The organism is Neopararhizobium haloflavum (assembly GCF_002750855.1).
GTDB lineage: Bacteria > Pseudomonadota > Alphaproteobacteria > Rhizobiales > Rhizobiaceae > Georhizobium > Georhizobium haloflavum.
On sequence record NZ_NWUC01000001.1, the window covers coordinates 157,147 to 178,888 of the forward strand.

At 62.8% G+C, this 21,742-nt stretch carries 18 protein-coding genes; 8 read left to right on the top strand and 10 right to left on the bottom strand.

Translation table 11 applies throughout. From position 1 onward, the window contains the following. Positions 1-29 precede the first annotated feature (29 nt). Positions 30-878: an HTD2 family dehydratase gene (locus CN673_RS00935; RefSeq protein WP_099864103.1), complete on the bottom strand. Its 849-nt coding sequence runs from the start codon at positions 876-878 to the stop codon at positions 30-32. Between the two features lie 8 nt (positions 879-886). After that, positions 887-2,059 carry an acyl-CoA dehydrogenase family protein gene (locus CN673_RS00940; RefSeq protein WP_099864105.1) on the bottom strand — a complete coding sequence of 391 codons (1,173 nt, stop codon included), beginning with the start codon at positions 2,057-2,059 and terminating at the stop codon, positions 887-889. Between the two features lie 125 nt (positions 2,060-2,184). Here CN673_RS00940 and CN673_RS00945 point away from each other — a divergent pair, with 125 nt between their 5' ends. Further along, positions 2,185-3,117: a LysR family transcriptional regulator gene (locus tag CN673_RS00945; protein WP_245409723.1), complete on the top strand. Its 933-nt coding sequence runs from the start codon at positions 2,185-2,187 to the stop codon at positions 3,115-3,117. Here CN673_RS00945 and CN673_RS00950 read toward each other — a convergent pair whose 3' ends face one another. The 5 genes from CN673_RS00950 to CN673_RS00970 form a co-directional block, all read right to left on the bottom strand. Then, on the bottom strand, positions 3,118-4,266 hold the full coding sequence (locus CN673_RS00950) for a CaiB/BaiF CoA transferase family protein (protein ID WP_099864110.1): 1,149 nt from the start codon (positions 4,264-4,266) through the stop codon (positions 3,118-3,120). A gap of 100 nt (positions 4,267-4,366) precedes the next feature. Further along, complete coding sequence (locus CN673_RS00955; RefSeq protein ID WP_099864114.1) at positions 4,367-5,989, bottom strand: ABC transporter ATP-binding protein; 1,623 nt, start codon at positions 5,987-5,989, stop codon at positions 4,367-4,369. 2 nt (positions 5,990-5,991) lie between these two features. Beyond that, positions 5,992-7,122, bottom strand: a complete 1,131-nt coding sequence (locus tag CN673_RS00960; protein ID WP_099864117.1) for an ABC transporter permease — start codon at positions 7,120-7,122, stop codon at positions 5,992-5,994. 12 nt (positions 7,123-7,134) lie between these two features. Next, the gene (gene oppB, locus CN673_RS00965) at positions 7,135-8,058 is read right to left on the bottom strand and encodes an oligopeptide ABC transporter permease OppB (RefSeq protein ID WP_099864121.1); all 924 of its coding nucleotides are present in this window, start codon (positions 8,056-8,058) and stop codon (positions 7,135-7,137) included. Positions 8,059-8,244: 186 nt separating this feature from the next. Continuing rightward, positions 8,245-9,819: a peptide ABC transporter substrate-binding protein gene (locus CN673_RS00970; protein WP_370853001.1), complete on the bottom strand. Its 1,575-nt coding sequence runs from the start codon at positions 9,817-9,819 to the stop codon at positions 8,245-8,247. 292 nt (positions 9,820-10,111) lie between these two features. On the opposite strand from CN673_RS00970, the gene CN673_RS00975 reads away from it, so the two are divergent. The 6 genes from CN673_RS00975 (at position 10,112) to CN673_RS01000 (ending at position 16,903) form a co-directional block, all read left to right on the top strand. Continuing rightward, a complete protein-coding gene (locus tag CN673_RS00975; RefSeq protein ID WP_099864126.1) occupies positions 10,112-11,329 on the top strand; it encodes an acyl-CoA dehydrogenase in 1,218 nt (405 codons plus the stop codon). Between the two features lie 106 nt (positions 11,330-11,435). Further along, the gene (locus CN673_RS00980; RefSeq protein WP_099864128.1) at positions 11,436-12,560 is read left to right on the top strand and encodes a CaiB/BaiF CoA transferase family protein; all 1,125 of its coding nucleotides are present in this window, start codon (positions 11,436-11,438) and stop codon (positions 12,558-12,560) included. Between the two features lie 181 nt (positions 12,561-12,741). After that, complete coding sequence (gene soxC / locus CN673_RS00985) at positions 12,742-14,019, top strand: sulfite dehydrogenase (protein ID WP_099864130.1); 1,278 nt, start codon at positions 12,742-12,744, stop codon at positions 14,017-14,019. Then, positions 14,003-15,151 (top strand): c-type cytochrome, encoded by a 1,149-nt coding sequence (locus tag CN673_RS00990; protein WP_198585851.1) that lies wholly within the window; start codon positions 14,003-14,005, stop codon positions 15,149-15,151. The genes soxC and CN673_RS00990 overlap by 17 nt, the downstream gene beginning before the upstream one ends. A 28-nt stretch (positions 15,152-15,179) precedes the next feature. After that, the gene (locus CN673_RS00995; RefSeq protein WP_099864134.1) at positions 15,180-15,560 is read left to right on the top strand and encodes a c-type cytochrome; all 381 of its coding nucleotides are present in this window, start codon (positions 15,180-15,182) and stop codon (positions 15,558-15,560) included. Positions 15,561-15,598: 38 nt separating this feature from the next. After that, positions 15,599-16,903, top strand: coding sequence for an NAD(P)/FAD-dependent oxidoreductase (locus tag CN673_RS01000; RefSeq protein ID WP_099864136.1), 1,305 nt, complete (start codon positions 15,599-15,601; stop codon positions 16,901-16,903). 61 nt (positions 16,904-16,964) lie between these two features. Here CN673_RS01000 and CN673_RS01005 read toward each other — a convergent pair whose 3' ends face one another. The 3 genes from CN673_RS01005 to CN673_RS01015 form a co-directional block, all read right to left on the bottom strand. After that, the gene (locus tag CN673_RS01005) at positions 16,965-17,492 is read right to left on the bottom strand and encodes a hypothetical protein (RefSeq protein ID WP_099864139.1); all 528 of its coding nucleotides are present in this window, start codon (positions 17,490-17,492) and stop codon (positions 16,965-16,967) included. 168 nt (positions 17,493-17,660) lie between these two features. Then, a complete protein-coding gene (locus CN673_RS01010) occupies positions 17,661-19,436 on the bottom strand; it encodes a sodium:solute symporter family protein (protein WP_099864142.1) in 1,776 nt (591 codons plus the stop codon). A gap of 19 nt (positions 19,437-19,455) precedes the next feature. After that, positions 19,456-19,719 carry a DUF4212 domain-containing protein gene (locus CN673_RS01015; RefSeq protein WP_099864145.1) on the bottom strand — a complete coding sequence of 88 codons (264 nt, stop codon included), beginning with the start codon at positions 19,717-19,719 and terminating at the stop codon, positions 19,456-19,458. A gap of 231 nt (positions 19,720-19,950) precedes the next feature. Here CN673_RS01015 and ggt point away from each other — a divergent pair, with 231 nt between their 5' ends. Then, positions 19,951-21,714: a gamma-glutamyltransferase gene (gene ggt / locus CN673_RS01020; RefSeq protein WP_245409724.1), complete on the top strand. Its 1,764-nt coding sequence runs from the start codon at positions 19,951-19,953 to the stop codon at positions 21,712-21,714. The last annotated feature ends 28 nt before the right edge of the window (positions 21,715-21,742 follow it).

Sequence of the window (21,742 nt, forward strand, 5' to 3'; positions counted from 1 at the left end):
CCCATCGTGGCTGCAACTGGTCCGCCTCGCTATTGCGGGGCGAAGCCGGTGCGGCTCGTCATGATCAGGGTGTCGTCTGTCCTGCGGGCCTCATAGGCGACCTTGCCATCCTCGTTCGGGGTGCGAACCAAGCGCAGTTCCGGGCCGCAGAAGAAGGGCGAGACCGCTCTGAACTCAAAGGTCTCCGCCGTCATGCCAGGGGCGTCGCGCCGCGCGGCCTCGAACAGCATCATGGCGATCAAGGGCCCATGGACGATGAGACCCGGATAGCCCTCGGTCCCGGTGACATAGGGAAAATCGTAGTGAATCCTGTGGCCGTTGAAGGTCAGAGCCGAAAAGCGGAAGAGCATGACTTCGTCCGGCGTCACAGTCTCCTCGCTGACGATCTCGCGCTCCGACCTGGGTGGCTCGGGCGGCCTTGCAGCCGGGTCGGCCGCTTCGCGGTAGACGATGTCGTGCTCCTCGGTCGCCGCAACCACACCGTCTTGCAGGATTTCATGGCGCACGGTGACGAAGGCCAGCGGGCCGGAGCGGCCCTTCTTTTCGGCGATGGAGGCGATGGTGGAGTGCTTCTCGGCCGGCGCGTTGAAACGCAAGGCAGAGGGAAAGGCAAAGCGCCCACCGGCATACATGCGCCGCGGCAGTTCGATCGGCGGCAGGAACCCGCCTTTGGCGGCATGACCGTCGGGGCCGATCGCATCGCGCGGCGTTGCATCGAGGAAGAAAAGCCAATGCCAAAGCGGCGGCAACGTCTCCGTGTCGTGCGAATAGGCGGCGGAGAAGGTGCCGAGCGTCGCGGCCAGCCGCGCGGCGGGGCTGCGTACGATGTCGTCCAGGCGCGTCTCGGCGCGTCCGATCCATTCATTCATGTCGGTCATGGCGAACCTCAGAAGGAGCGGGGGAGGCCAAGCACCTTCTCGGCCACATGAGAGAGGATGAGATTGGTCGAGATCGGTGCGATCTGGTAAAGGCGCGTCTCGCGGAACTTGCGCTCGACGTCGTATTCTTCAGCGAAGCCGAAGCCGCCATGGGTTTGCAGGCAGGTATCGGCGGCATGCCATGACGCTTCGGATGCGAGCATCTTGCCCATATTGGCTTCCGCCCCACAGGGCTCACCCTTGTCGAAAAGGTCGATCGCATGAGCGACGGCAAGGCGCGCGGCATGCAACTCGACATGGTTGCGCGCCACGGGGAACTGGATGCCCTGGTTCTGGCCGATCGGCCGGCCGAACACCTTGCGCTCATTGGCATAGGCGACGGACTTTTCGATGAACCAGCGACAATCGCCGATGCATTCCGACGCGATCAGGATCCGCTCGGCATTCATGCCGTCGAGAATGTAGCGAAAGCCCTTGTGCTCCTCGCCGATCAGCGCGTCGGCCGGAATTTCGAGATCATCGAAGAAGACTTCGGTGGTCGCATGGTTGATCATCGCCGGGATCGGGCGGATGCGCAGCTGGCTCTCCGGTGCCGCCTTCATGTCGACGAGGAAGACGGACAGCCCGTCGGTGCGCTTTTCAAGCGAGCCCTTGGGCGCCGTGCGGGCGAGCAGGATCATCAGGTCGGAATGCTCGGCCCGGCTCGTCCACACCTTCTGTCCCTTGACGATGTATTTGTCGCCCTTCTTTTCAGCCGTCGTCGAAATGGAAAGGGTGTCGGTGCCCGCTCCGGGCTCGGTGACGCCGAACGCCTGGAGGCGCAGTTCGCCGGATGCGATCTTTGGAAGGTATTTCTGCTTCTGCTCTTCACTGCCGTGACGCAGCAGAGTGCCCATCGTATACATCTGTGCATGGCAGGCGCCGCCGTTGGCGCCGGCGGCATGCACCTCTTCCAGGATCGCTGCGGCGGCCTTGAGCGGCAGGCCGCTGCCGCCGTATTCCTCGGGGATCAAGGCAGCAAGCAGCCCGGCTTCGGCCATGGCGTCGACGAATTCGCTCGGATAGGCGCGCTCGCGATCGAGCTTGCGCCAGTATTCCCCGGGAAACCTCGCACAGAGCGCGCGCGTCGTGTCGCGGATGGCTTCGAGATCTTCATCGGGCATGGCATTCGCACTCGTCATCGCGTCGATCACTCCTTTGGCGTGTCGGTTGTCGGGCCTGAGATTGGGCCAGACGTACCCATAATGCAAAGATAATCGAGGGCTAGCTTCGATAACAAAAGCCTATATCTTCCTTGCTCATGGACATGCGTCATCTGAGATATTTCGTGGCGATTGCCGAGGAGGGGTCGCTCTCCAAGGCGGCAGAACGCGTGCGCGTTGCGCAGCCGGCGCTCAGCCAGCATATGCGCAACATGGAGATGGACCTCGGCACGGAGCTCCTTTTCCGATCCTCGCGCGGTGTGAAGCTGACAGAGGCAGGGGAGCGGCTTGCCGCCCAGGCCCGTGTCCTGATCCAGCAGTTCGACGAACTGCCGGACATCGTCAGGGGCACCGACGTAGAGCCGGCCGGTGAGGTGCGCTTCGGGGTCCCGGGCACGGTCAGCCAGGTGCTGACGGCCCGGCTGGTGCGCGACGTCGCGCAGCGCTTCCCGAAGATCAAGCTGCGGGTCGCGGAGGCCATGAGCGGCTTCATCCTGGACTGGCTGCGCGAGGGCAAGGTGGATATTGGCGTGCTTTACCGCCGGCCCGATGCGCGGGGTCTTCAGCTCAGACTGGCGCTGCAGGAAGAGTTGCGGCTCTTTGGGGCCAGCGGCTCTGATCCCGGCTGCGTCACGCATGGCGCGGTGCGCTACCGCGATGCGATCGATCTGCCGCTGGTGGTGCCGAGCGCCGGCCATGGATTGCGCGATCTTCTCGATGAGGTCGCGGCGGCGGCAGGCGGCGGTGTTGTCAATGCAACGACCGAGATCGACTCCTATGTGCCGATCAAGAAGCTGGTGGAGGAAGGCATGGGCTATTCCATTCTTCCCGCCATGGCGATCAAGGCCGAATGCGCGCAGGGGCGGCTTTCTTCCTGGGCCATCATCGAACCGGAGTTGCGACGCGACGTATTCGTCGCCGTGCCGGGTGACAAGCCGCTGACCGCCGCGACACAGGCGGTGGAGGCCATGTGTCATGATCTGCTGACACAGCTCGTCGCCGAAGGCGTATGGGACGCGGCGACCAGCGAAAGCTGATCAATTGATACCCGTCGTGGCTGGCTTGCGGCCGAACTCGGCTCGAAGCGATGCATCGTGGCTGCCGATCTCGGGTACCGGGCCTGCGCGCCGGTCACCATCGGAGAATTCCGCGGCCCGGCCGAAGATGCGCAGCGGTCCGCCCGGCGTCTCGACCTCGACAAACCGGGCCTGGGGATGCTCGGCAATATCGGCGAGCTCCGACAGCCTGCCAAAGGCGATGCCGGCGGCGTCGAGGCGGCGGGCGACGGTGTCGCGGTCCATCTTCCCCAGCGCTGCCTGCACGGCCGCGTCCGTTGCTTGCCGGTTGGCCACTCGATTGTTGTTGGTGGCAAAGCGCGGGTCTGCCGGCAATTCCGGCCTTTCCAGAACGTCGGTGCAGAGCTTGTTCCACTCCGGCTCGTTCTGGATCGAGATGAGAAACGCCGCGCCGTCGCTGCACTCGAAGACGCCATAGGGTGCGATGGAGGGGTGAGCGAGGCCGACGCGCTTGGGTGTCTTCCCGCCATATTCATGCGCGATCCACGGCACGTTCATCCAGTCCATCATCGAGTGAAACAGCGATACGTGCACGCCCGTGCCGCGCCCGGTCTTGCCGCGCTGTATGAGCGCTTCGAGGATGGCCTCGTAGGCGTGCATGCCGGTGGCGATGTCGCACACCGAGACGCCGACACGGGCGGCGCCGTGCTCGGTTCCTGTGATCGTCGCCAGTCCGCTCTCGGCCTGAACCAGGAGGTCGTAGGCCTTGCGCGTCTTCATCGGGCCATCGGCGCCATAGCCGGAGATGTCGCAGGTGATGAGCTTGGGGAAGCTCCGGCGCAATTCGGCACTGCCGATGCCGAGCCGATCCGTCGCACCGGGAGCCAGGTTCTGGATGAAGACATCGGCCTTCGCCAGCATCGCGCGTACCAGGGCGAGATCGCCGGGTGCCTTCAGGTCGACGGTGCAGCTTTCCTTGCCACGGTTGAGCCAGACGAAATAGGATGACGAGCCGTTCGCATAGGCGTCATAGCCGCGGGCAAAATCGCCGGCGCTGCGCTCAAGCTTGACGACACGCGCGCCCGCGTCTGCAAGACGGCAGGAGGCGTAAGGGGCGGCGACAGCCTGTTCAAGCGCGACGACGAGAAGTCCGTCGAGGGGGCCGGGCATGGTGGCTCCTTGTTGGTTCAGGGGCCATCATCCTGCGCAAATCCGGCAGCGATTGCCAATACAGAAGCTCTATCAAAGCCATAAGCCGGAGTTTCGGCAATCAGCCGGCCTGGCGAAACCGCGTCTGGTCGACCGCGGCGGCCATCAGCGCGCGCGTATAGTCCTTTTCCGGATGGTCGAAGATCGACGCCGTGTCGCCTTCCTCCACGATGCGCCCTTCCTTCATGACGATGATATGGTCGGACATGGCACGCACCACTGCGAGATCGTGGCTGATGAACAGATAGGCGAGGTCGTGCGCCTGCTGCAGGTCGCGCAAGAGATCGACGATCTGCTTTTGAACCGAACGGTCGAGCGCGGAGGTTGGCTCATCCAGAACCACGATCTTCGGCTTGAGGATCATGGCACGCGCGATCGCGATGCGCTGACGCTGACCGCCGGAGAATTCGTGCGGATAGCGGTTTCGCATGATCGGATCGAGTCCGACCTCTTCGAGCGCTTCTATCGCCCGCCGGTCACGCTCGCGCCGGGAGAGGGCCGGTTCGTGGACACGCAGCCCCTCGGTGACGATCTGGCCGATGGTCATGCGCGGGGACAGCGAGCCGAAGGGGTCCTGGAAGACCAACTGCATGGCATGGCGAAGCGGCCGCATGGTGGATCGATCCGCCGTAGAAATGTCGCGGCCATCGAAGTGTACGGCGCCTTTCGAGGGCAGCAGGCGAAGCAGGGCGCGACCAAGCGTCGATTTGCCCGACCCCGATTCCCCGACGACGCCGATCGTCTGGCCACGTCGCAAGGAAACCGAGATCCGGTCGACGGCCTTGAGGTCGACCGGTGCACCCTTCAGGAATCCGCCGCCGATCTGGAAGGTCACGGCAACATCGCGGCCGGCAAGAAGCACCGGGGCATCGGGCGCAGGGGGCGGCTTGCTGCCCGTTGGCTCAGCCTCCAGCAACATGCGGGTATAGGGGTGGCGGGCATCGGTGAAGAGCGCTTCGGTCTTGCGCGTTTCGACCACTTCGCCCTTTTGCATCACATAGACCCTGTCGGCAAAGCGGCGCACGATGTTGAGATCGTGCGTGATGAAGACGATCGCCATGCCAAGCCGCTTTTGAAGATCGGCCAGCAGTTCCAGGATCTGGGCCTGGATCGTCACGTCGAGCGCCGTCGTCGGCTCGTCGGCGATGAGAATGTCGGGATCGTTGGCAAGCGCCATGGCGATCATGACGCGCTGGCGCTGGCCACCGGACAGTTCGTGCGGGTAGGAATCGATGCGGCGCTCCGGGTCGGGCAGCCCGACGAGCTTCAGAAGCTCGATGATGCGCGGACGCGCGTCCCGCCGTTTCGTCCTGCCATGATGAACGAGCGGTTCGGCAAGCTGGCGCCCGATCTTGTAGAGCGGATCCAGCGAGGTCATGGGCTCCTGGAAGATCATGGTGATCTTCTCACCGCGGATCTTGTTGAGGGCACGTTCGGGCAGGCCCAGAAGTTCCTGACCGCGATAGCGGGCCGAACCGGTGGCGCGGCCATTCGCGGCGAGCAGCCCCATCATGGCCATGGTCGTCTGGCTCTTGCCCGATCCGCTCTCGCCGACGATTGCGACGGTTTCGCCGGGCAACACGTCGAGGTCGATGCCCTTGACCGCATTGACGACGCCATCATTGGTGTCGAAGTCGACGCGAAGGCCGCGAACGGTGAGGATTGCGTCATGCGTGTCGCTCATCTTCAGCGGTCCTTCGGGTCGAGTGCGTCACGCAGACCATCGCCGAGGAAGTTCAAGGCGAAGAGGATGATGGTCAGCGTGATGGCGGGATAGATCAAGAGCCAGCTTGCGCCGCGCATATTGGCCGCTCCGTCGGAGATCAGGAGCCCGAGGCTGGTCAGCGGCGGCTGAACGCCAAGTCCGAGGAACGACAGCAGGCTTTCCAGCAGGATGGCTTTCGGCACCAGCAGCGTGACGAAGACGATGACCGGACCAAGCGTGTTGGGGATGACGTGCCGTCGCAGGATTCCCCAGCTCGTCACACCCATCGCCTGGGCGGCCTCGACATATTCCTGTCGTTTGATCGTCAATGTCTGTCCACGCACGATCCGCGCCATATCGAGCCATTCGGTACAGCCGATGGCAATGAAGATCAGCACGAAACTTCGCCCGAAAAACACGACCAGCAGGATGACGAAGAAGATGAAGGGCAGCGAGTACAGGATGTCGACGAAACGCATCATCACGTTGTCGACCCGCCCGCCGAGATAGCCTGATACAGCCCCGTAGGTCACACCGAGAAGCAGCGCCATCATGGAGGCAAGAAGCCCGATCGCCAGTGAGATGCGTATGCCGATCATCGTGCGGGTGAGCACGTCGCGGCCATTGGCATCGGTGCCGAAGAGAAAACGCAGCCTCTGCACGTCGGCGACCATCTCGCCTGTCATGCCGTCGGCGGATAGGTTCTCGATGCGTGCATTGGAGAAGAGATCGGACCGGTCGACATAACGGGTGATGCGCTCATCGATCGGTTCGTCGTCGGAAATCGCGGCGCGGGCCTGCGAGCCCTCGACGGTGACTTCGCCGATATCGACGCGGGCGCGGGCAAGGGCGCTCTCGAAAGCGGGCAGGATGTTGTCGGCGCGCGGATAGGCTTCGAAGCTTGCCGGCGCGCGGACGTATTGCGGGTAGATCCGGTCGTAGGGATGAGGTGAAAACATCGGCCCGAATATGCCGATGAGCGCCATGGCGGCCAGCACGAGCATGCTGACGATTGCGGCCTTGTTGCGTTTCAGCCGCGACCAGGCGTCCTGCCAAAGCGAGCGTCCCTGGCCGTTTTCGAGCACGTCCGTCTCGAGCGAAATGTCGGTCATGCCGGGCGCTCCTCAATCATAGCGAACGCGTGGATCGAGCCATGCGTAGAGAATGTCGACAATGAGGTTGAAGACGATGACGAACATGGCGATGACGATGACGGTGCCCATGACGAGCGTGTAGTCGCGGCCAAGCGCGCCCTGCACGAAATAGCGGCCGATGCCGGGAATTCCGAAGATCGTCTCCACGACGACGGAGCCGGTCAGAAGGGCCGCCGCTGTCGGGCCGAGATAGGATACGACCGGCAACATGGCGGCGCGCAGGGCGTGGGTTCCCACGACGACCCGTTGGGGCAGGCCGTAAGCGCGCGCCGTTCTGACGTGATTGGAGCGCAGCGCCTCGATCGTCGCGCCCCGCGTCAGCCGGGCAATGATGGCGATCTGCGGCAGGGCGAGGGTCGCCACCGGCAATATGAGATAACGCAACTGCCCGCCGCCCCATCCCCCGGCGGGGAGCCAACCGAGCATGACCCCGAAGAACAGGCTGAGGACGGGTGCGATGACGAATGGCGGTATGGTGATGCCGAGCGTGGCGGTGCCGACCACCATGTAGTCGACCCAGCTGTTCTGGCGCAGCGCGGCGAGGGCGCCGAGAAAGGTGCCGATGACGAGCGCGAGCGAGAGCGCCATCGCGCCGAGCTGGATGGATACGGGCAGACCGGTGCGGAAAAGATCGACGACCGAGAAGTCCCGGCGAGTGAAGCTCGGGCCGAGATCGCCTTGCGCCAGATTGCCGAGGTAAAGCAGGTATTGCTGCCAGATCGGCTTGTCGAGGTTATAGGCGCGGTTGATGTTTTCCATGATCAGCGGATCGAGCGGCCGCTCCAGATCGAACGGGCCGCCTGGCGCGATGCGCATCATGAAAAAGGCGATGGTGACGATGATGAACACCGTCGGGATAGCGCTGAGAAGGCGCCGGAACACGTAGGCCAGCATGTCGAGTCCTTCCTCGGTGCCGGGATGGCGCCGGATGGCTCAGCCGTCGATGCGCATGGGACAGATGGCCGGGCGGCCCGCTGCCCGCAGGCTCTCAATCAGGCAGTGCGTAGCGATGCCTTTGGTCGCGGCGGCGCGCCGACGTGCCATGATGACACCCGACACGCCGTCTCGACGACATCGGCTTTACTGCGAAATCGACATCCAGCGCGTGCCGTGGACATTCATGATGTTGTCTTCCCATCCAACCAGCTTGTCGGAGACGAGAGAATTTGCCGTGTAGTAGAGGATCGGGATGACCGGCACTTCCTCAAGCAGCAGGGTCTCCGCCTGTTTGAGGATTTCGGCACGAGCGTCGAGATCCGTCTCGCTTTCGGCATCGCTCATCAGCTGGTCGTATTCCTCGTTCTCCCAGCGCGAATAGTTGAAGCCGAGATTGTCGCTCTCATGCAGGAAGAGGAAATTCTGCGGATCGGAATAGTCGCCGATCCAGCCTGCGCGCACCACATCGAACTCGCCGTCGGAGCGCAGATAATCGAAATAGGTCGCGCCTTCCATCTCCACGGTGGTGGCATTGATGCCGATGTTTCCGAGCATGTCGGCGATCGCCGTCATGGTGTTGGCGTTGTTCTCGGAGGTGTTGTAGCGCAGTTCGACCGAGAGTTCGCCTTCGCCGAAGCCCGCCTCCTCGAGCAGCGCGATGGCCGCATCTTCCCGGTCAAGCATGTCGTCCTCGGCATAGGGCAGTACGGCAGGTTCGCCGTAGTTGCCGATGCCTTCGGGAACGAAGGAGTGGGTCGGCACCATGGCGCCCTGCCAGATTTCCTCGGCCAGGAACTCCCGGTCGATCGCCATCGACATGGCCTGGCGCACACGCGGGTCGGAGAGCTCCTCCTTGGTGGTCTTCACCGGCAGGTAGTAGGTGCCGAGATAGGGCACGATCCGCATGGAATCGGCCAGGTTCTCCTCCATGTAATCCATCTGCTCTAGCGGGATATCGGAGCATGAGAGCACTTCATCGGCCTCGAAGCGGCGCAGGCACGTGGCGCGGTCCTCGAAGGGGATATAATTGACGACGTCGATCGCGACATTGTCGGCGTCATGGAACTCCGGGTTCTTGCGCATGACGATCATGTCGTTCGGCGTGAAGCTTTCCAGCATGTAGGCGCCGTTGGTGACCATGTTGTCCGGCGAGGTGTAATCTGCTCCATGCTCCTCAACGGAGGCCTGATGCAGCGGCAGGCCGGTCTGGTGCGTCAGGAGCTCGAGGAAATAGGGGGTCGGGCCTTCCAGTGTGATCTCGAGCGTTCGATCGTCGATCGCCACCACGCCGAGTTCTTCCGGATCCATCTCGGAGTTGTTGATCGCTTCGGCATTCTTGATCGGGTAGTGGATGTTCGCGTAGGGCGCGGCGGTCTCGGGGTCCTGCAGGCGGCGGTAGGCGAAGACGAAATCGTTCGCCGTCACGGGGTCGCCGTTGGACCATTTCGCGTCCTCGCGCAGATGGAACGTGTAGACGGTGCCATCCTCGGACATTTCCCATTCCTCGGCGACGCCCGGAACGATTTCGGCAGTTGCATCCTGGACGACCAGCCCTTCATAAAGATCGCGCATCAGGTGGCCTTCGGCGACAGTCGAGGTCAGATGATGATCAAGCGTCGAGGGGTCGGTATCGTTGCCTCGATTGTAGACCACTTCGCCATCCTGGGCGAATGCCGGCATCGGCAAGGACGCGGTCATGGTCATTGCAGAAGCGAGCATGGTCGTGTTGAGAAGGTTCCTGAGCATCGAGATGTTCCCTGTCTTGTCGTTGTTCGATTGCCCCAGCGACCGCGCAGTTTACGTGCGCGTCCGCATCCCGGGCAGAGGTTGTTGGAATAGAAAATGGCTGTCAAGCACGCAGGCCCGCTAATCACGGGCGATCAAACCGCTTTGAACGGATTGATCCGAATTGCCTCGAAATCGCCCCGAAAATTGCGCCACTGACCCTAGTCTAGCAGCCGGCAGCAGTGCTATAGCTGAGGCAGATATTTCAAGTTTAAAGGAGTTGAAGATGAGCGAAGCGCTGAAGGCCAAGGACCGTCCTGATGGTGCCGCGGGTTTCCAGTGGGACGACCCGTTTCTCATCGATGACCAGTTGAGCGACGACGAGCGGATGATCCGCGATGCCGCCAAGGCGTTTGCCGCCGACAAGCTCGCACCGCGTATCGAGAAGATGTATCTCGACGAAGAGAGCGATCCATCGATCTTTCGCGAGATGGGGGAGGCTGGACTTCTGGGCGTGACCGTGCCGGAGGATTATGGCGGCGCGGAAGCCTCCTATGTCGCCTACGGTCTAGTCGCGCGCGAGGTCGAGCGCGTGGATTCCGGCTTTCGATCGATGATGAGTGTGCAGTCCTCGCTCGTGATGTACCCGATCTACGCTTATGGGGACGAGGACCAGCGCAAGAAGTACCTGCCGAAACTGGCGAGCGGAGAGTTCATCGGATGTTTCGGTTTGACCGAGCCGGATGCCGGCTCCGATCCCGGCGGGATGAAGACGCGCGCCCAGAAGATCGAAGGCGGATACCGGCTGACGGGATCCAAGATGTGGATCTCCAATTCCCCGATCGCCGACGTCTTCGTCGTATGGGCCAAGTCGGAAGCGCATGACGGGAAGATCCGCGGCTTCATTCTGGAAAAGGGCATTAAGGGGCTTTCCGCACCCAAGATCGGCGGCAAGCTCAGCCTGCGCGCCTCGATCACCGGTGAAGTGGTCATGGACGGGGTCGAAGTCGGCGAAGATGCGCTGCTGCCCAATGTTTCCGGACTGAAGGGGCCGTTCGGCTGTCTCAACCGGGCACGCTATGGCATTTCCTGGGGCGCCATGGGCGCAGCCGAGGACTGCTGGCACCGCGCCCGCCAGTATGGCCTGGACCGCAAGCAGTTCGGCAAACCGCTTGCCGGCACGCAGCTTTTCCAGAAGAAGCTCGCCGACATGCAGACGGAGATATCGCTGGGGCTCCAGGCCTCGTTGCGGGTCGGCCGCCTGATGGACGAGGGGCGCATGGCCCCCGAGATGATTTCCCTGATCAAGCGCAACAATTGCGGCAAGGCGCTGGATATCGCCCGACAGGCCCGTGACATGCATGGCGGCAACGGCATTCAGATCGAATATCATGTCATGCGCCACGCCCAGAACCTGGAGACGGTGAACACCTATGAAGGCACGCATGACGTTCATGCGCTGATCCTCGGGCGTTCGCAGACGGGGCTGCAGGCATTTTTCTAGGTGTCGACAGTGGTGCTCGCCGGGTTTCAGGCACGCTCCAGCCGTGCGAAGGAAGCGCGGGGCGCATTCGCGCCCCGTTGCATGACGACAGTTTGAGGTTCGATAGATGAGAAAGCCGCTGGCCGGTGTGCGTGTGGTGGAACTGGCGCGCATTCTTGCCGGGCCATGGGCCGGGCAGATCCTGGCCGATCTCGGCGCGGACGTGATCAAGGTCGAGGCGCCATCGGGCGACGATACCCGCGGTTGGGGCCCGCCCTTCATCACGCGCGCCGACGGCGAGCGCGAGGCGGCCTATTTCCATGGGACGAACCGCGGCAAGACGTCGATCACGGCGGACCTCACGGATATGAAGGATCGTGAGAGGGTCATCGCACTGGTGCGCGAAGCCGATGTGCTGATCGAGAACTTCAAGGTCGGCGGGCTGACGAAATACGGCCTCGACTACGAAACGCTGAAGGCCATCAACCCCCGTCTCATATACTGCTCGATCACGGGTTTCGGGCAGACCGGCCCTTACAAGGACCGGGCGGGCTATGATTTCATGATCCAGGGCATGGGCGGTATCATGGACCTGACGGGATCACCCGATGGCGAGCCGCAGAAGATGGGGGTCGCATTCGCCGACATCTTCACCGGTCTTTACAGCGTCATCGGTATCCAGGCGGCGCTGATCGAGCGGCAGCGCAGCGGCAAGGGGTGCCAGATCGACATGGCGTTGTTCGACTGCATGTCGGGGGTGCTGGCCAACCAGGCGATGAACTATCTCGTCTCTGGAACGCCGCCGACGCGGCTCGGCAACGCGCATCCCAACATCGTGCCCTATCAGGTGTTCAACGTCCTCGACGGTCACCTCATCATCGCGGTCGGCAACGACCGGCAGTTCAAGGCACTCTGCGCGATTCTCGGTGTCGACGCGGGCGACGATCCGCGCTTTGCCACCAACCCGGACCGGGTGGCCAACCGCGCCGAGTTGTTGCCGATCATAGAGCCGCTGATCGGCGGGTGGCGTCGCGATGCGCTCTTGAAAGCGCTCGAAGCGCGCTCCGTTCCGGCAGGACCCATCAACACGGTGGCGGACGTCTTTGCCGATCCGCAGACGCTTGCGCGCAGAATGCGGCTCGATCTCACCGATGCCGATGGCACGGCCATACCAGGGGTCAGGCTGCCGATCCTGTTCGACGGGGATGTCGCGGCAGCCGACACGCCCTCGCCGCGCCTTGCAAGGCGATAACGTCGGCTCTCGCACGGTTTCCAATCAACACATTCAAAAAATCAAATTTATGCATTGATCGTCTCGGGTCTTGCAGCTAGGCTTTCGCTCATGGTGGAGGAGCGGCGGCATTGACCGGAGAACCGCATCTTCCGTGACGACGATCGCGGGTGCCGCTCGGCACCTGTCGGGGAGGGCATCAATGAGTGACGACGACACGATGGCGGCACGCGGCCGTGGCCGACGCGGGTTTCTGAAATCCGGGCTTCTTGGCGGCGCGGCGCTGGCGGCGGGGTCGCTCACGGCACGTGCCGAAGGCGATCCGGCCATCACCGAAATCAAGGATTGGAACCGGTATCCGGGCGAAGGCGTCGACGCCCGGCCCTATGGGACGCCCTCGCAGTTCGAATCCGAAGTGGTGCGGCGGAACGTGCCCTGGCTGACGGCGGAAAGCATTTCGTCGGTCAACTTCACGCCGCTGCACGAGCTCGACGGCATCATCACGCCGAACGGTCTTTGCTTCGAGCGCCATCATGCCGGCATCGCCGAGATCGATCCGGCCGAGCACCGGTTGATGATCAACGGCATGGTCGACACCCCGCTCGTCTTCACAATGGCGGATCTCATGCGTTTCCCGCGCGAGAACCGCGTCTATTTCCTCGAATGCGCCGCGAACTCCGGCATGGAGTGGCGCGGCGCGCAGCTCAATGGATGCCAGTTCACGCACGGCATGGTCCATTGCGTGATGTATACCGGCGTACCCCTGAAATACCTGCTTGAAGAGGCAGGGATCAAATCCGGCGCCGCATGGCTGCTGCCGGAAGGAGCCGATGCGTCTGCGATGACGCGGTCGGTTCCGCTCGACAAGGGTCTGGAGGATTGCCTGGTCGCTTTCAAGATGAATGGCGAGGCGCTGCGCCCGGAGCAGGGCTATCCCCTTCGCCTCGTGGTGCCCGGCTGGGAAGGCAACATGTGGGTGAAGTGGCTGCGCCGGATCGAAGTCGGCGACAAGCCATGGGCGCAGCGCGAGGAAACGTCGAAATACACCGATCTGCTCAAGGGCGGAAAGACGCGGATGCACACCTGGGAGATGGAGGTGAAATCGGTCATCACGTCACCCAGTCCGCAAAAGCCGATCGTCCATGGTCGCGGACGGACGGTCATTGCCGGACTGGCCTGGTCGGGCCTCGGCGCGATCGATCGGGTGGACGTTACGATCGACGGCGGCATGAACTGGCATACTGCGCGGCTCGACGGTCCCTCGTTCCCCAAAGCCCTGCATCGCTTCTACTACGAGTTCGACTGGGATGGTTCCGACCTTCTCCTGCAGTCGCGTGCGATCGATGACCAGGGTTACGTTCAGCCGACCAAGCAGGAGCTTCGGGCCGCGCGCGGACCAAACTCGATCTATCACAACAACGGTATTCAATCTTGGCATGTCAATGCGGAGGGAGCGGTCGAGAATGTGGAAGTTTCCTGAAGGCAAAGCCGCAGTCCTGGCAGCCGCAATCGTGCTTTCCTCCGGCACGGCGGCATCGGCTCAGGATGATGCCGGGGACGCGGCGGCCGGCGAAGCGGTCTTTCGTGCCTGCGCGGCCTGCCATGCGGTAGGAGAGGGCGCGACGAACCGCGTTGGTCCGCAGCTCAACGCGTTGTTCGGGCGGACCGCCGGCGGGGCTGATGACTACGCCTATTCCGATGCGCTGGTTGAAGCGGGTGAGGGCGGCATGGTCTGGAACCATGAAACGCTCTCGACATATATCGCCGATCCGCGTGGCACGGTGCCCGGCACGAAAATGGCCTTTGGCGGCATCAAGGACGATCAGGACATGGCCGATCTGCTGGCTTATCTGGCCGGATTTTCGGAAGGCGATGCTGCGCCGGATGATGCCGAAGCCAGCGCCGATGACGAGCCTGAATCGGGAGACGCCGCAGCCGAAGCGGCGCCGGCCGTTGAGACGGAAAGCAACGCGGCCGTACCGGTCGACCAGCGTCCCGGGCCCGGCGATCACGGCAATTTCGGTATCGGACGTCCGGCCAGCGAAGAGGAGATCGCAGCCTGGGATATCGATGTGCGCCCTGACGGCAAGGGCTTGCCGGTCGGGTCGGGCACCGTGCTCGATGGCGAGCAGGTCTATTTCGATCAATGCGCGACCTGTCACGGCGATTTTGGAGAAGGCCTTGGGCGCTGGCCTGTGCTGGCGGGCGGCATGGGCACGCTGGAGGATGATCGGCCGGAAAAGACGGTCGGTTCGTTCTGGCCGCACGTATCCACCGTCTACGACTACGTTCGGCGCACGATGCCATTCGGCAACGCGCGATCCTTGTCCGATGACGAAGTCTATGCGGTCACGGCCTATGTGCTCTATCTCAACGACATTGTTCGGGACGAGGAGTTCGAGCTTTCCAACGAGAACCTCGCCGACATCGAACTGCCCAATGCCGGCAATTTCATCGCTGACGACCGCTTCGAAGAGGATCACTACGCTGAGAAGGATCCGTGCATGAGCGATTGCTTGGATGCCCCGGCTGAGATTACGATGCGGGCGCAGGTTCTCGATGTGACGCCGGATTCCGGCGATGAGGGTAGCGGCGGCGGAGCCATCGACTGACCGCGCAGAAAGTGGAGGAGAACGATCTTTGGCATTGCATTCGATCCACTCCAATCCAAGCCCGGGAAAGGCGGCCCGCCTGGCCGCCATCCCAGGCTTTTTCTTTTTGCTTGCCGTACCCGCTCTGGCTGATCAGGAGAGCGATGGATTCGTCGAGCGCGTGCTGGCCGTCGACGCCAATGCGGCCTATGGCGAGTATCTTTCGAGCCAATGCACGGCCTGCCATGGGCGCAGTGAGAGCCAGATCCCGGTGATCAGGGGTCTGCCCGCCGAATATTTCGTCGAAGCATTGCATGAATACCAGACCGGCAAGCGCGACAACGACGTCATGAAAAGTCAGGTCGGCAGCCTGTCGGAAGAGGAGATAGCGGCGCTGGCAGCGTATTTCGCCAACCAGGAGCCGCAATAGAAGTGCGCTGGGACTGATCTCAAACGGGAGGGCATTTCATGAAACGGAACACCATCATCAAGCCGGGCGGCGGACTGCTTACGCGCCGTCGGTTCGGCATTCTGGCGGGGGCAGGCGCATTGACGCTTGCCCTGCCGACCTATCTTCGTGCCCAGGAAAATCCGAAAGTCGTGGTGATCGGCGGAGGTGCCGGCGGCGCAACCGCAGCGCGCTACATCGCCAAGGATTCCGAGGGATCCATCGACGTGACGCTGATCGACGATTCCGAGAGCTACACCACCTGTTTCTTCTCCAATCTTTATCTTGGAGGGTTCAAGGATTTCCAGCAGATCACGCACGCCTACGACGATCTGGTGGCCAATCACGGCATCACCAAGATCACCGGCATGGCCACTGCCGTGGATCGCGAGGCCAAGATCGTGCGGATGGAGGACGGAAGTGAGGTTCCCTACGACCGGCTGGTCGTCTCACCCGGCATCGACCTGATATGGGATTCTGTTCCCGGTTATTCGGAGGCTGCGGCCGGGATCGCGCCCCATGCCTGGAAAGGCGGGCCGCAGACCGAGCTACTCAAGCAGAAGCTGGATGCGCTGGAGGATGGGCAAAGCGTCGTTATGGTCGCGCCGCCCAATCCCTATCGCTGTCCGCCCGGACCCTATGAGCGCGCCTCCATGATGGCGCATGTCTTCAAGGAGAAGGGGTTCGAGAATTCCAGGGTCATCATTCTCGATCCCAAGGAGTCGTTCTCGAAACAGGGGCTTTTCCAGGAAGGATGGGAGAAGCACTATCCGGGCATGGTGGAATGGTACGGCCCGGACGTGATCGGAGAGATCGTCTCGGTGGATGTTGAGGCCGGCGCTGTGGAAACCGGTTTCGACACGTTCGAAGGCGCCCTGCTCAACATCATCCCGGCGCAAAAGGCCGGCATGATCGCGCAGGAGGCGAGCCTGACCGACGACAGCGGGTTCTGCCCCGTCGAGGCGGACAGCATGCGCTCGACCGTGGACGAGAACATCTATGTCATCGGCGACGCCTCGATCGCCGGTGACATGCCGAAGTCGGGCTTTTCGGCCAACAGCCAGGCCAAGGTGGCCGCGATGAACGTGCGGGCCGACCTGACCGAGGCGCAAGCCTTTCCGGCGCGCTATTCCAACACCTGCTGGTCGCTGATCGAGACGGACGATGGCGTGAAAGTGGGCGCGCAGTACCAACCGGTCGACGGCAAGATCACGTCGATGGAGGGCTTCGTCAGCCAGACCGGCGAGACGGCGGAACTGCGCAAGGAGACCTACGAGGAGTCGGAAGGCTGGTACAGCGGGATCATCGAGGACATCTTCTCCTGATCGCGCATGCCCTCATGAAACTTCGCGGCAGCCCCTTGCCGGGCTGCCGCGACGCAGCGTGTCATGCCCCGTCACTTCCGCAAACGATCTCAAGCAAGGGGTCGTTCTCCTCGAGTGAAACCCACACGACATTCTGCGGCATGCCATCATCGGCGTAGGTGGTTTCATTGGTGAGGTCGGCGCGCCTTCCTCCCTGGCAATCGACGATCTGGCGCGTCTGTAGCGTCGGTTCGTAGCGCTGTACGAAAATCAGGTCGAACATCGCATAGCCGGGCAGTTGTTCATTGCGCCGGATGGCCGAACGATCGACCGCAGTGAAACGATTTGTCCGCGGCACGATATAGGTCCAGGGCTGCAACGGCCCCTGGTAGTCGAGGCTGTCGACGATTGCGACCTGCTCGGGCAGTTCGCCGGCGGTCCGCCCGTACCAGGAATAGTCGTTCCACACGACAAAAGCGACGAGCGCGATGCCCGCTGCGAGCGGCGGCAGGCCTTTGGGTGTCTTGCGGCGCGTCAGCCGGAAGGGAAGCGTTATCAAGGCCGCGGCGCTGATGGCGACGAGTAGCGCGCCGATGAGAATGAAGATCATGAGCTGGCTTTTCCAATATTCCTGGCTGGCCGGTCTTGATGGCGTGTCGTCGCGACCCACGCAAGCGCTGGCTACCACCTGATGTGAAAAAGCCCCGCTTCCTTGGCGGGAGCGGGGCTTTTATGGTCAGACGACCCGGCGCGCCGTCGCACGCCGGGGATGTCATCCTCAGTGGTTGCTGGCCGCTCCCGCGCCGCGCGGAACGCGAACGCTTTCGACAAGCTCCTGGATTTCCTGCGGCGGGGACTCCGTCGCATTGGACACGAAGTAGGCAACGGCGAAGTTGATGATCGCGCCGATGGTGCCGACCGAGACCGGCGAGATGCCGAAGACCCAGTTTGCGGCGTTGTCCGGAAGCAGGTTGGTGCCGGGGATGAAGAGGAAGCCCTTGTAGGCGAAGACATAGGCAAGGGTGAAGATCAGACCGGCGAGCATGCCGGCAATCGCGCCCTTGTTGTTCACCCGCTTGGAGAAAATCCCCATCATCAGGACCGGGAAGATCGACGATGCCGCCAGACCGAAGGCGAGTGCCACTGTCTGAGCCGCAAAGCCGGGCGGATTGAGCCCGAGCCAGGTCGCCAGCGCAATCGCGAACCCCATGGAGACACGAGCCGCCATGAGCTCGCCCTTCTCGGAAATGTTCGGATTGATCACGCTCTTGATCAGGTCGTGCGATATCGCGGAGGAAATCGCCAGCAGGAGACCTGCTGCCGTCGACAGCGCGGCGGCAAGACCACCGGCGGCGACGAGGGCGATGACCCATCCCGGCAGGTTCGCGATTTCCGGGTTGGCGAGCACCATGATGTCGTTGTTCACGGTCAACTCGTTGCCCGACCAGCCGTTTTCTTCAGCCGTTGTCGCGAAGTCCGCGTTGCCTTCGTTGTAGAACTGGATTCGGCCGTCGCCGTTCTTGTCCTCGAAGGTAAGCAGTCCCGTCGTCTCCCAGTTGCGCATCCATTCCGGCCGCTGCTCGTATTCGAGTGCGCTTTCCGTGACGGCAGCGTTGCCGGGATAGATCGTCTCGATGAGGTTGAGACGCGCCATCGCACCGACAGCCGGAGCCGTGAGATAGAGGATGGCGATGAAGACCAGCGCCCAGCCGGCCGACCAGCGGGCGTCGGCGACGCGCGGCACCGTGAAGAAGCGGATGATGACGTGCGGCAGGCCTGCCGTGCCGATCATCAGCGACATCGTGAACAGCGCCGTGTTGAGCGTGCTGTCATGGTGGCCGGTATACTGGTTGAAGCCGAGATCGGTCACGATCTGGTCGAGCTGCGCCAGAAGCGGCTGGCTCGACGCGTTATGTTCGGAGAACAGGCCGAACATCGGGATCGGGTTGCCGGTCAGTTGCAGGGAGATGAAGACGGCCGGCACCGTATAGGCCAGGATGAGCACGATGTACTGTGCCACCTGGGTATAGGTGATGCCCTTCATGCCGCCGAGAACCGCGTACATGAAGACGATCGCCGCGCCGATCAGAAGACCGGTCGTCGTATCGACTTCGAGGAAGCGGGCAAACGTCACGCCGACGCCCGTCATCTGCCCGATGACGTAGGTCACCGAAACGACGATGAGGCAGACGACTGCCACGATGCGAGCGGTCGGCGAATAGAAGCGGTCGCCGATGAACTCCGGCACGGTGAACTTGCCGAACTTGCGCAGATAGGGCGCAAGCAGCATGGCCAGAAGGACGTAACCGCCTGTCCAGCCCATCAGATAGGTGGAGTTGTCGTAGCCGACGGAGGCGATGAGACCGGCCATTGAAATGAAGGATGCAGCCGACATCCAGTCGGCAGCCGTTGCCATGCCGTTCATGACGGGATGAACGCCGCGGCCGGCAGCGTAGAATTCGCCGGTCGATGCCGCGCGCGAATAGATCGCGATGCCGATGTAGAGCGCAAAGCTCGCACCGACCACGATCAGGTTCAGTGTATATTGATCCATGATGCCCTCCCGAGCCCGCTTACTGTTCGTCGACGTCGAATTCGCGGTCGAGCTTGTTCATGCGCCAGGCATAGAAGAAGATCAGAACCAGGAAGACGAGGATCGAGCCCTGTTGGGCGAACCAGAAGCCAAGATCGGTGCCCCCGACCGGGATGCCCGACAGAAGCGGGCGGAAGAAGATGCCGAAGCCGAATGAGACGAGCGCCCAGATGACCAGCGATATCTTGATGATTCTCAGGTTGGCCTGCCAGTAGGCCTCCCCTTGTGTGGATTTGGGATCCAAAACAGTATCCTCCCCTAGAAGTCCATGTCCTTGCACGCTGACGCGCGCAACCTCCTGCGGCAGCCCACCACCGCTCGTGCACACTATGTTCGCGGCCCGCCCAGAGCCAGTTAAACGATCGCCTCATAAACGAAGGTCGTAGACGATGCTGTGGATGAGCGGGGCGGCGATTTGATTTGACCCCGCGGGCAATGGCGCTAGCCTTTCCTCGTGTCAGCAAAGGAGAGGACGATGCGCGCAGCATGGATGAAACTCGGTCTGGTCCTTGGTGCTGCGGGTGGCCTCGCCGTGCCCCTGGCCAGCGCTCAGGAGGCCCGGCCGGCGCCGGAAGTGGCGACGGGGCGCGGTGTCTCGAAGGCGACAACGGCCGAGGACTTCATGGTGGCGGCGGCGCACCCGCTCGCCACGGAAGCCGGACACGCCGTGCTCGCTGACGGGGGCAATGCGATCGACGCGATGGTGGCCGTGCAGATGGTGCTCAATCTCGTGGAGCCGCAAAGCTCGGGCATCGGCGGCGGGGCTTTTCTCGTCTATTACGATGCCGAGCGGGACGAACTGACGACCTTCGACGGGCGCGAGACGGCGCCGATGGCCGCCGATGGCGACCTCTTCCTCACCGATGGCGGCGAGCCGATGGAATTCTGGGACGCTGTGGTCGGCGGCCGGTCGGTCGGCACGCCCGGCACCTTGAAACTGATGGAAACGGTTCACGCGCGGTATGGAGAAAAGCCCTTCGAGACGCTGCTGGAGCCAGCGATCAGCCTTGCCGAAGATGGATTCGAAGTCGGCGAGCGCCTCGCCGGACAACTGACGGGTGAGGTGGCGGAGCGGTTGCAGTCGTTCCAGACGGCCCGGTCCTACTTCTTTCCGGACGGGACCGCGCTCGAAGCGGGGTCGACGCTGCGCAACCCGGAATTTGCCGAGACGCTGAAGCTCATCCAGGCGGAGGGGAGCGATATCTTCTACGATGGCGAGGTCGGGGAAGACATCGTCGCCGCCGTTCAACAGGCATCGAAGAATCCGGGGCTTCTGGAGATGGAAGACCTTTCGGCCTACGACGTCGTCGAGCGCGATCCGGTCTGCCACCCTTATCGCGCGTACGAGGTCTGCGGCATGGGACCGCCAAGTTCCGGCGCGCTGACGGTCGGACAGATGCTCGGCATGCTGGAGCATTTCGATCTGCCGTCGATGGGTGCGGACAATGCCGACAGCTGGCATCTGTTTGCTGAAGCGGGCAAGCTGGCGTTCGCGGACCGCAACATGTTCATGGCCGACAGCGATTTCGTCTCGGTCCCCGTCAAGGGACTTCTCGATCCGGCCTATCTGACCGCACGGGCTCAACTGATCGACATCGACGCGGCCGCCGAGACGCCGGTGGCAAACGGCAATCCCCCCTGGCGCGAGGCGATGCTTCAGGCGCCTGACACTTCGCCAGGACGGCCGGGAACGAGCCACGTCTCGATCATCGATGCCGAAGGCAACGCCGTCAGTCTGACCACCACGATCGAGAGCGGCTTCGGATCGCAGATCATGGTCCGTGGATTTCTGCTCAACAACGAACTGACCGATTTCTCCTTCGCGCCGGAAAGCGACGACGGCCGGCCGATCGCCAACCGTGTCGAACCGGGCAAGCGGCCGCGCAGTTCGATGGCCCCGACCATTGTGCTCGACGAGGACGGCGACGTCGAACTGGTTGTCGGCTCGCCGGGCGGCGTCTCGATCATCGGCTATGTGGCGCAAGCGCTCATTGCTACTCTTGACTGGGATATGGATCTGCAGGCCGCGCTCGACCTTGGGCATGTCTTCAACGCGAACGGCGCGACGACACTTGAGGAGGGTACGCAGGCGACCGGCTTTGCCGAGGCGCTGACAGCGCGTGGCCATGAGGTGCGGACCGCCGACATGAACAGCGGGCTCCATGCCATTCGTGTCGAGGACGGCAGCCTCATCGGCGCCGCCGATCCGCGCCGTGAGGGCGTAGCGCTTGGAGAGTGAGGCGAGGGACCCGGTGTCGGCCGGGTCC

Excerpts from the sequence above, each read along its gene's own strand:
- CN673_RS01005 (WP_099864139.1), bottom strand. The coding sequence starts at position 17,492 with ATGATCTTCATTCTCATCGGCGCGCTACTCGTCGCCATCAGCGCCGCG.
- oppB (WP_099864121.1), bottom strand. The coding sequence starts at position 8,058 with ATGCTGGCCTACGTGTTCCGGCGCCTTCTCAGCGCTATCCCGACGGTG.
- CN673_RS00970 (WP_370853001.1), bottom strand. The coding sequence starts at position 9,819 with ATGCTCGCTTCTGCAATGACCATGACCGCGTCCTTGCCGATGCCGGCA.
- soxC (WP_099864130.1), top strand. The coding sequence starts at position 12,742 with ATGAGTGACGACGACACGATGGCGGCACGCGGCCGTGGCCGACGCGGG.
- CN673_RS00990 (WP_198585851.1), top strand. The coding sequence starts at position 14,003 with ATGTGGAAGTTTCCTGAAGGCAAAGCCGCAGTCCTGGCAGCCGCAATC.
- CN673_RS00935 (WP_099864103.1), bottom strand. The coding sequence starts at position 878 with ATGACCGACATGAATGAATGGATCGGACGCGCCGAGACGCGCCTGGAC.
- CN673_RS01000 (WP_099864136.1), top strand. The coding sequence starts at position 15,599 with ATGAAACGGAACACCATCATCAAGCCGGGCGGCGGACTGCTTACGCGC.
- CN673_RS00955 (WP_099864114.1), bottom strand. The coding sequence starts at position 5,989 with ATGAGCGACACGCATGACGCAATCCTCACCGTTCGCGGCCTTCGCGTC.
- CN673_RS00945 (WP_245409723.1), top strand. The coding sequence starts at position 2,185 with ATGCGTCATCTGAGATATTTCGTGGCGATTGCCGAGGAGGGGTCGCTC.
- CN673_RS00960 (WP_099864117.1), bottom strand. The coding sequence starts at position 7,122 with ATGACCGACATTTCGCTCGAGACGGACGTGCTCGAAAACGGCCAGGGA.
- CN673_RS01010 (WP_099864142.1), bottom strand. The coding sequence starts at position 19,436 with ATGGATCAATATACACTGAACCTGATCGTGGTCGGTGCGAGCTTTGCG.
- CN673_RS00940 (WP_099864105.1), bottom strand. The coding sequence starts at position 2,059 with ATGACGAGTGCGAATGCCATGCCCGATGAAGATCTCGAAGCCATCCGC.
- CN673_RS00975 (WP_099864126.1), top strand. The coding sequence starts at position 10,112 with ATGAGCGAAGCGCTGAAGGCCAAGGACCGTCCTGATGGTGCCGCGGGT.
- CN673_RS00950 (WP_099864110.1), bottom strand. The coding sequence starts at position 4,266 with ATGCCCGGCCCCCTCGACGGACTTCTCGTCGTCGCGCTTGAACAGGCT.
- ggt (WP_245409724.1), top strand. The coding sequence starts at position 19,951 with ATGCGCGCAGCATGGATGAAACTCGGTCTGGTCCTTGGTGCTGCGGGT.
- CN673_RS00980 (WP_099864128.1), top strand. The coding sequence starts at position 11,436 with ATGAGAAAGCCGCTGGCCGGTGTGCGTGTGGTGGAACTGGCGCGCATT.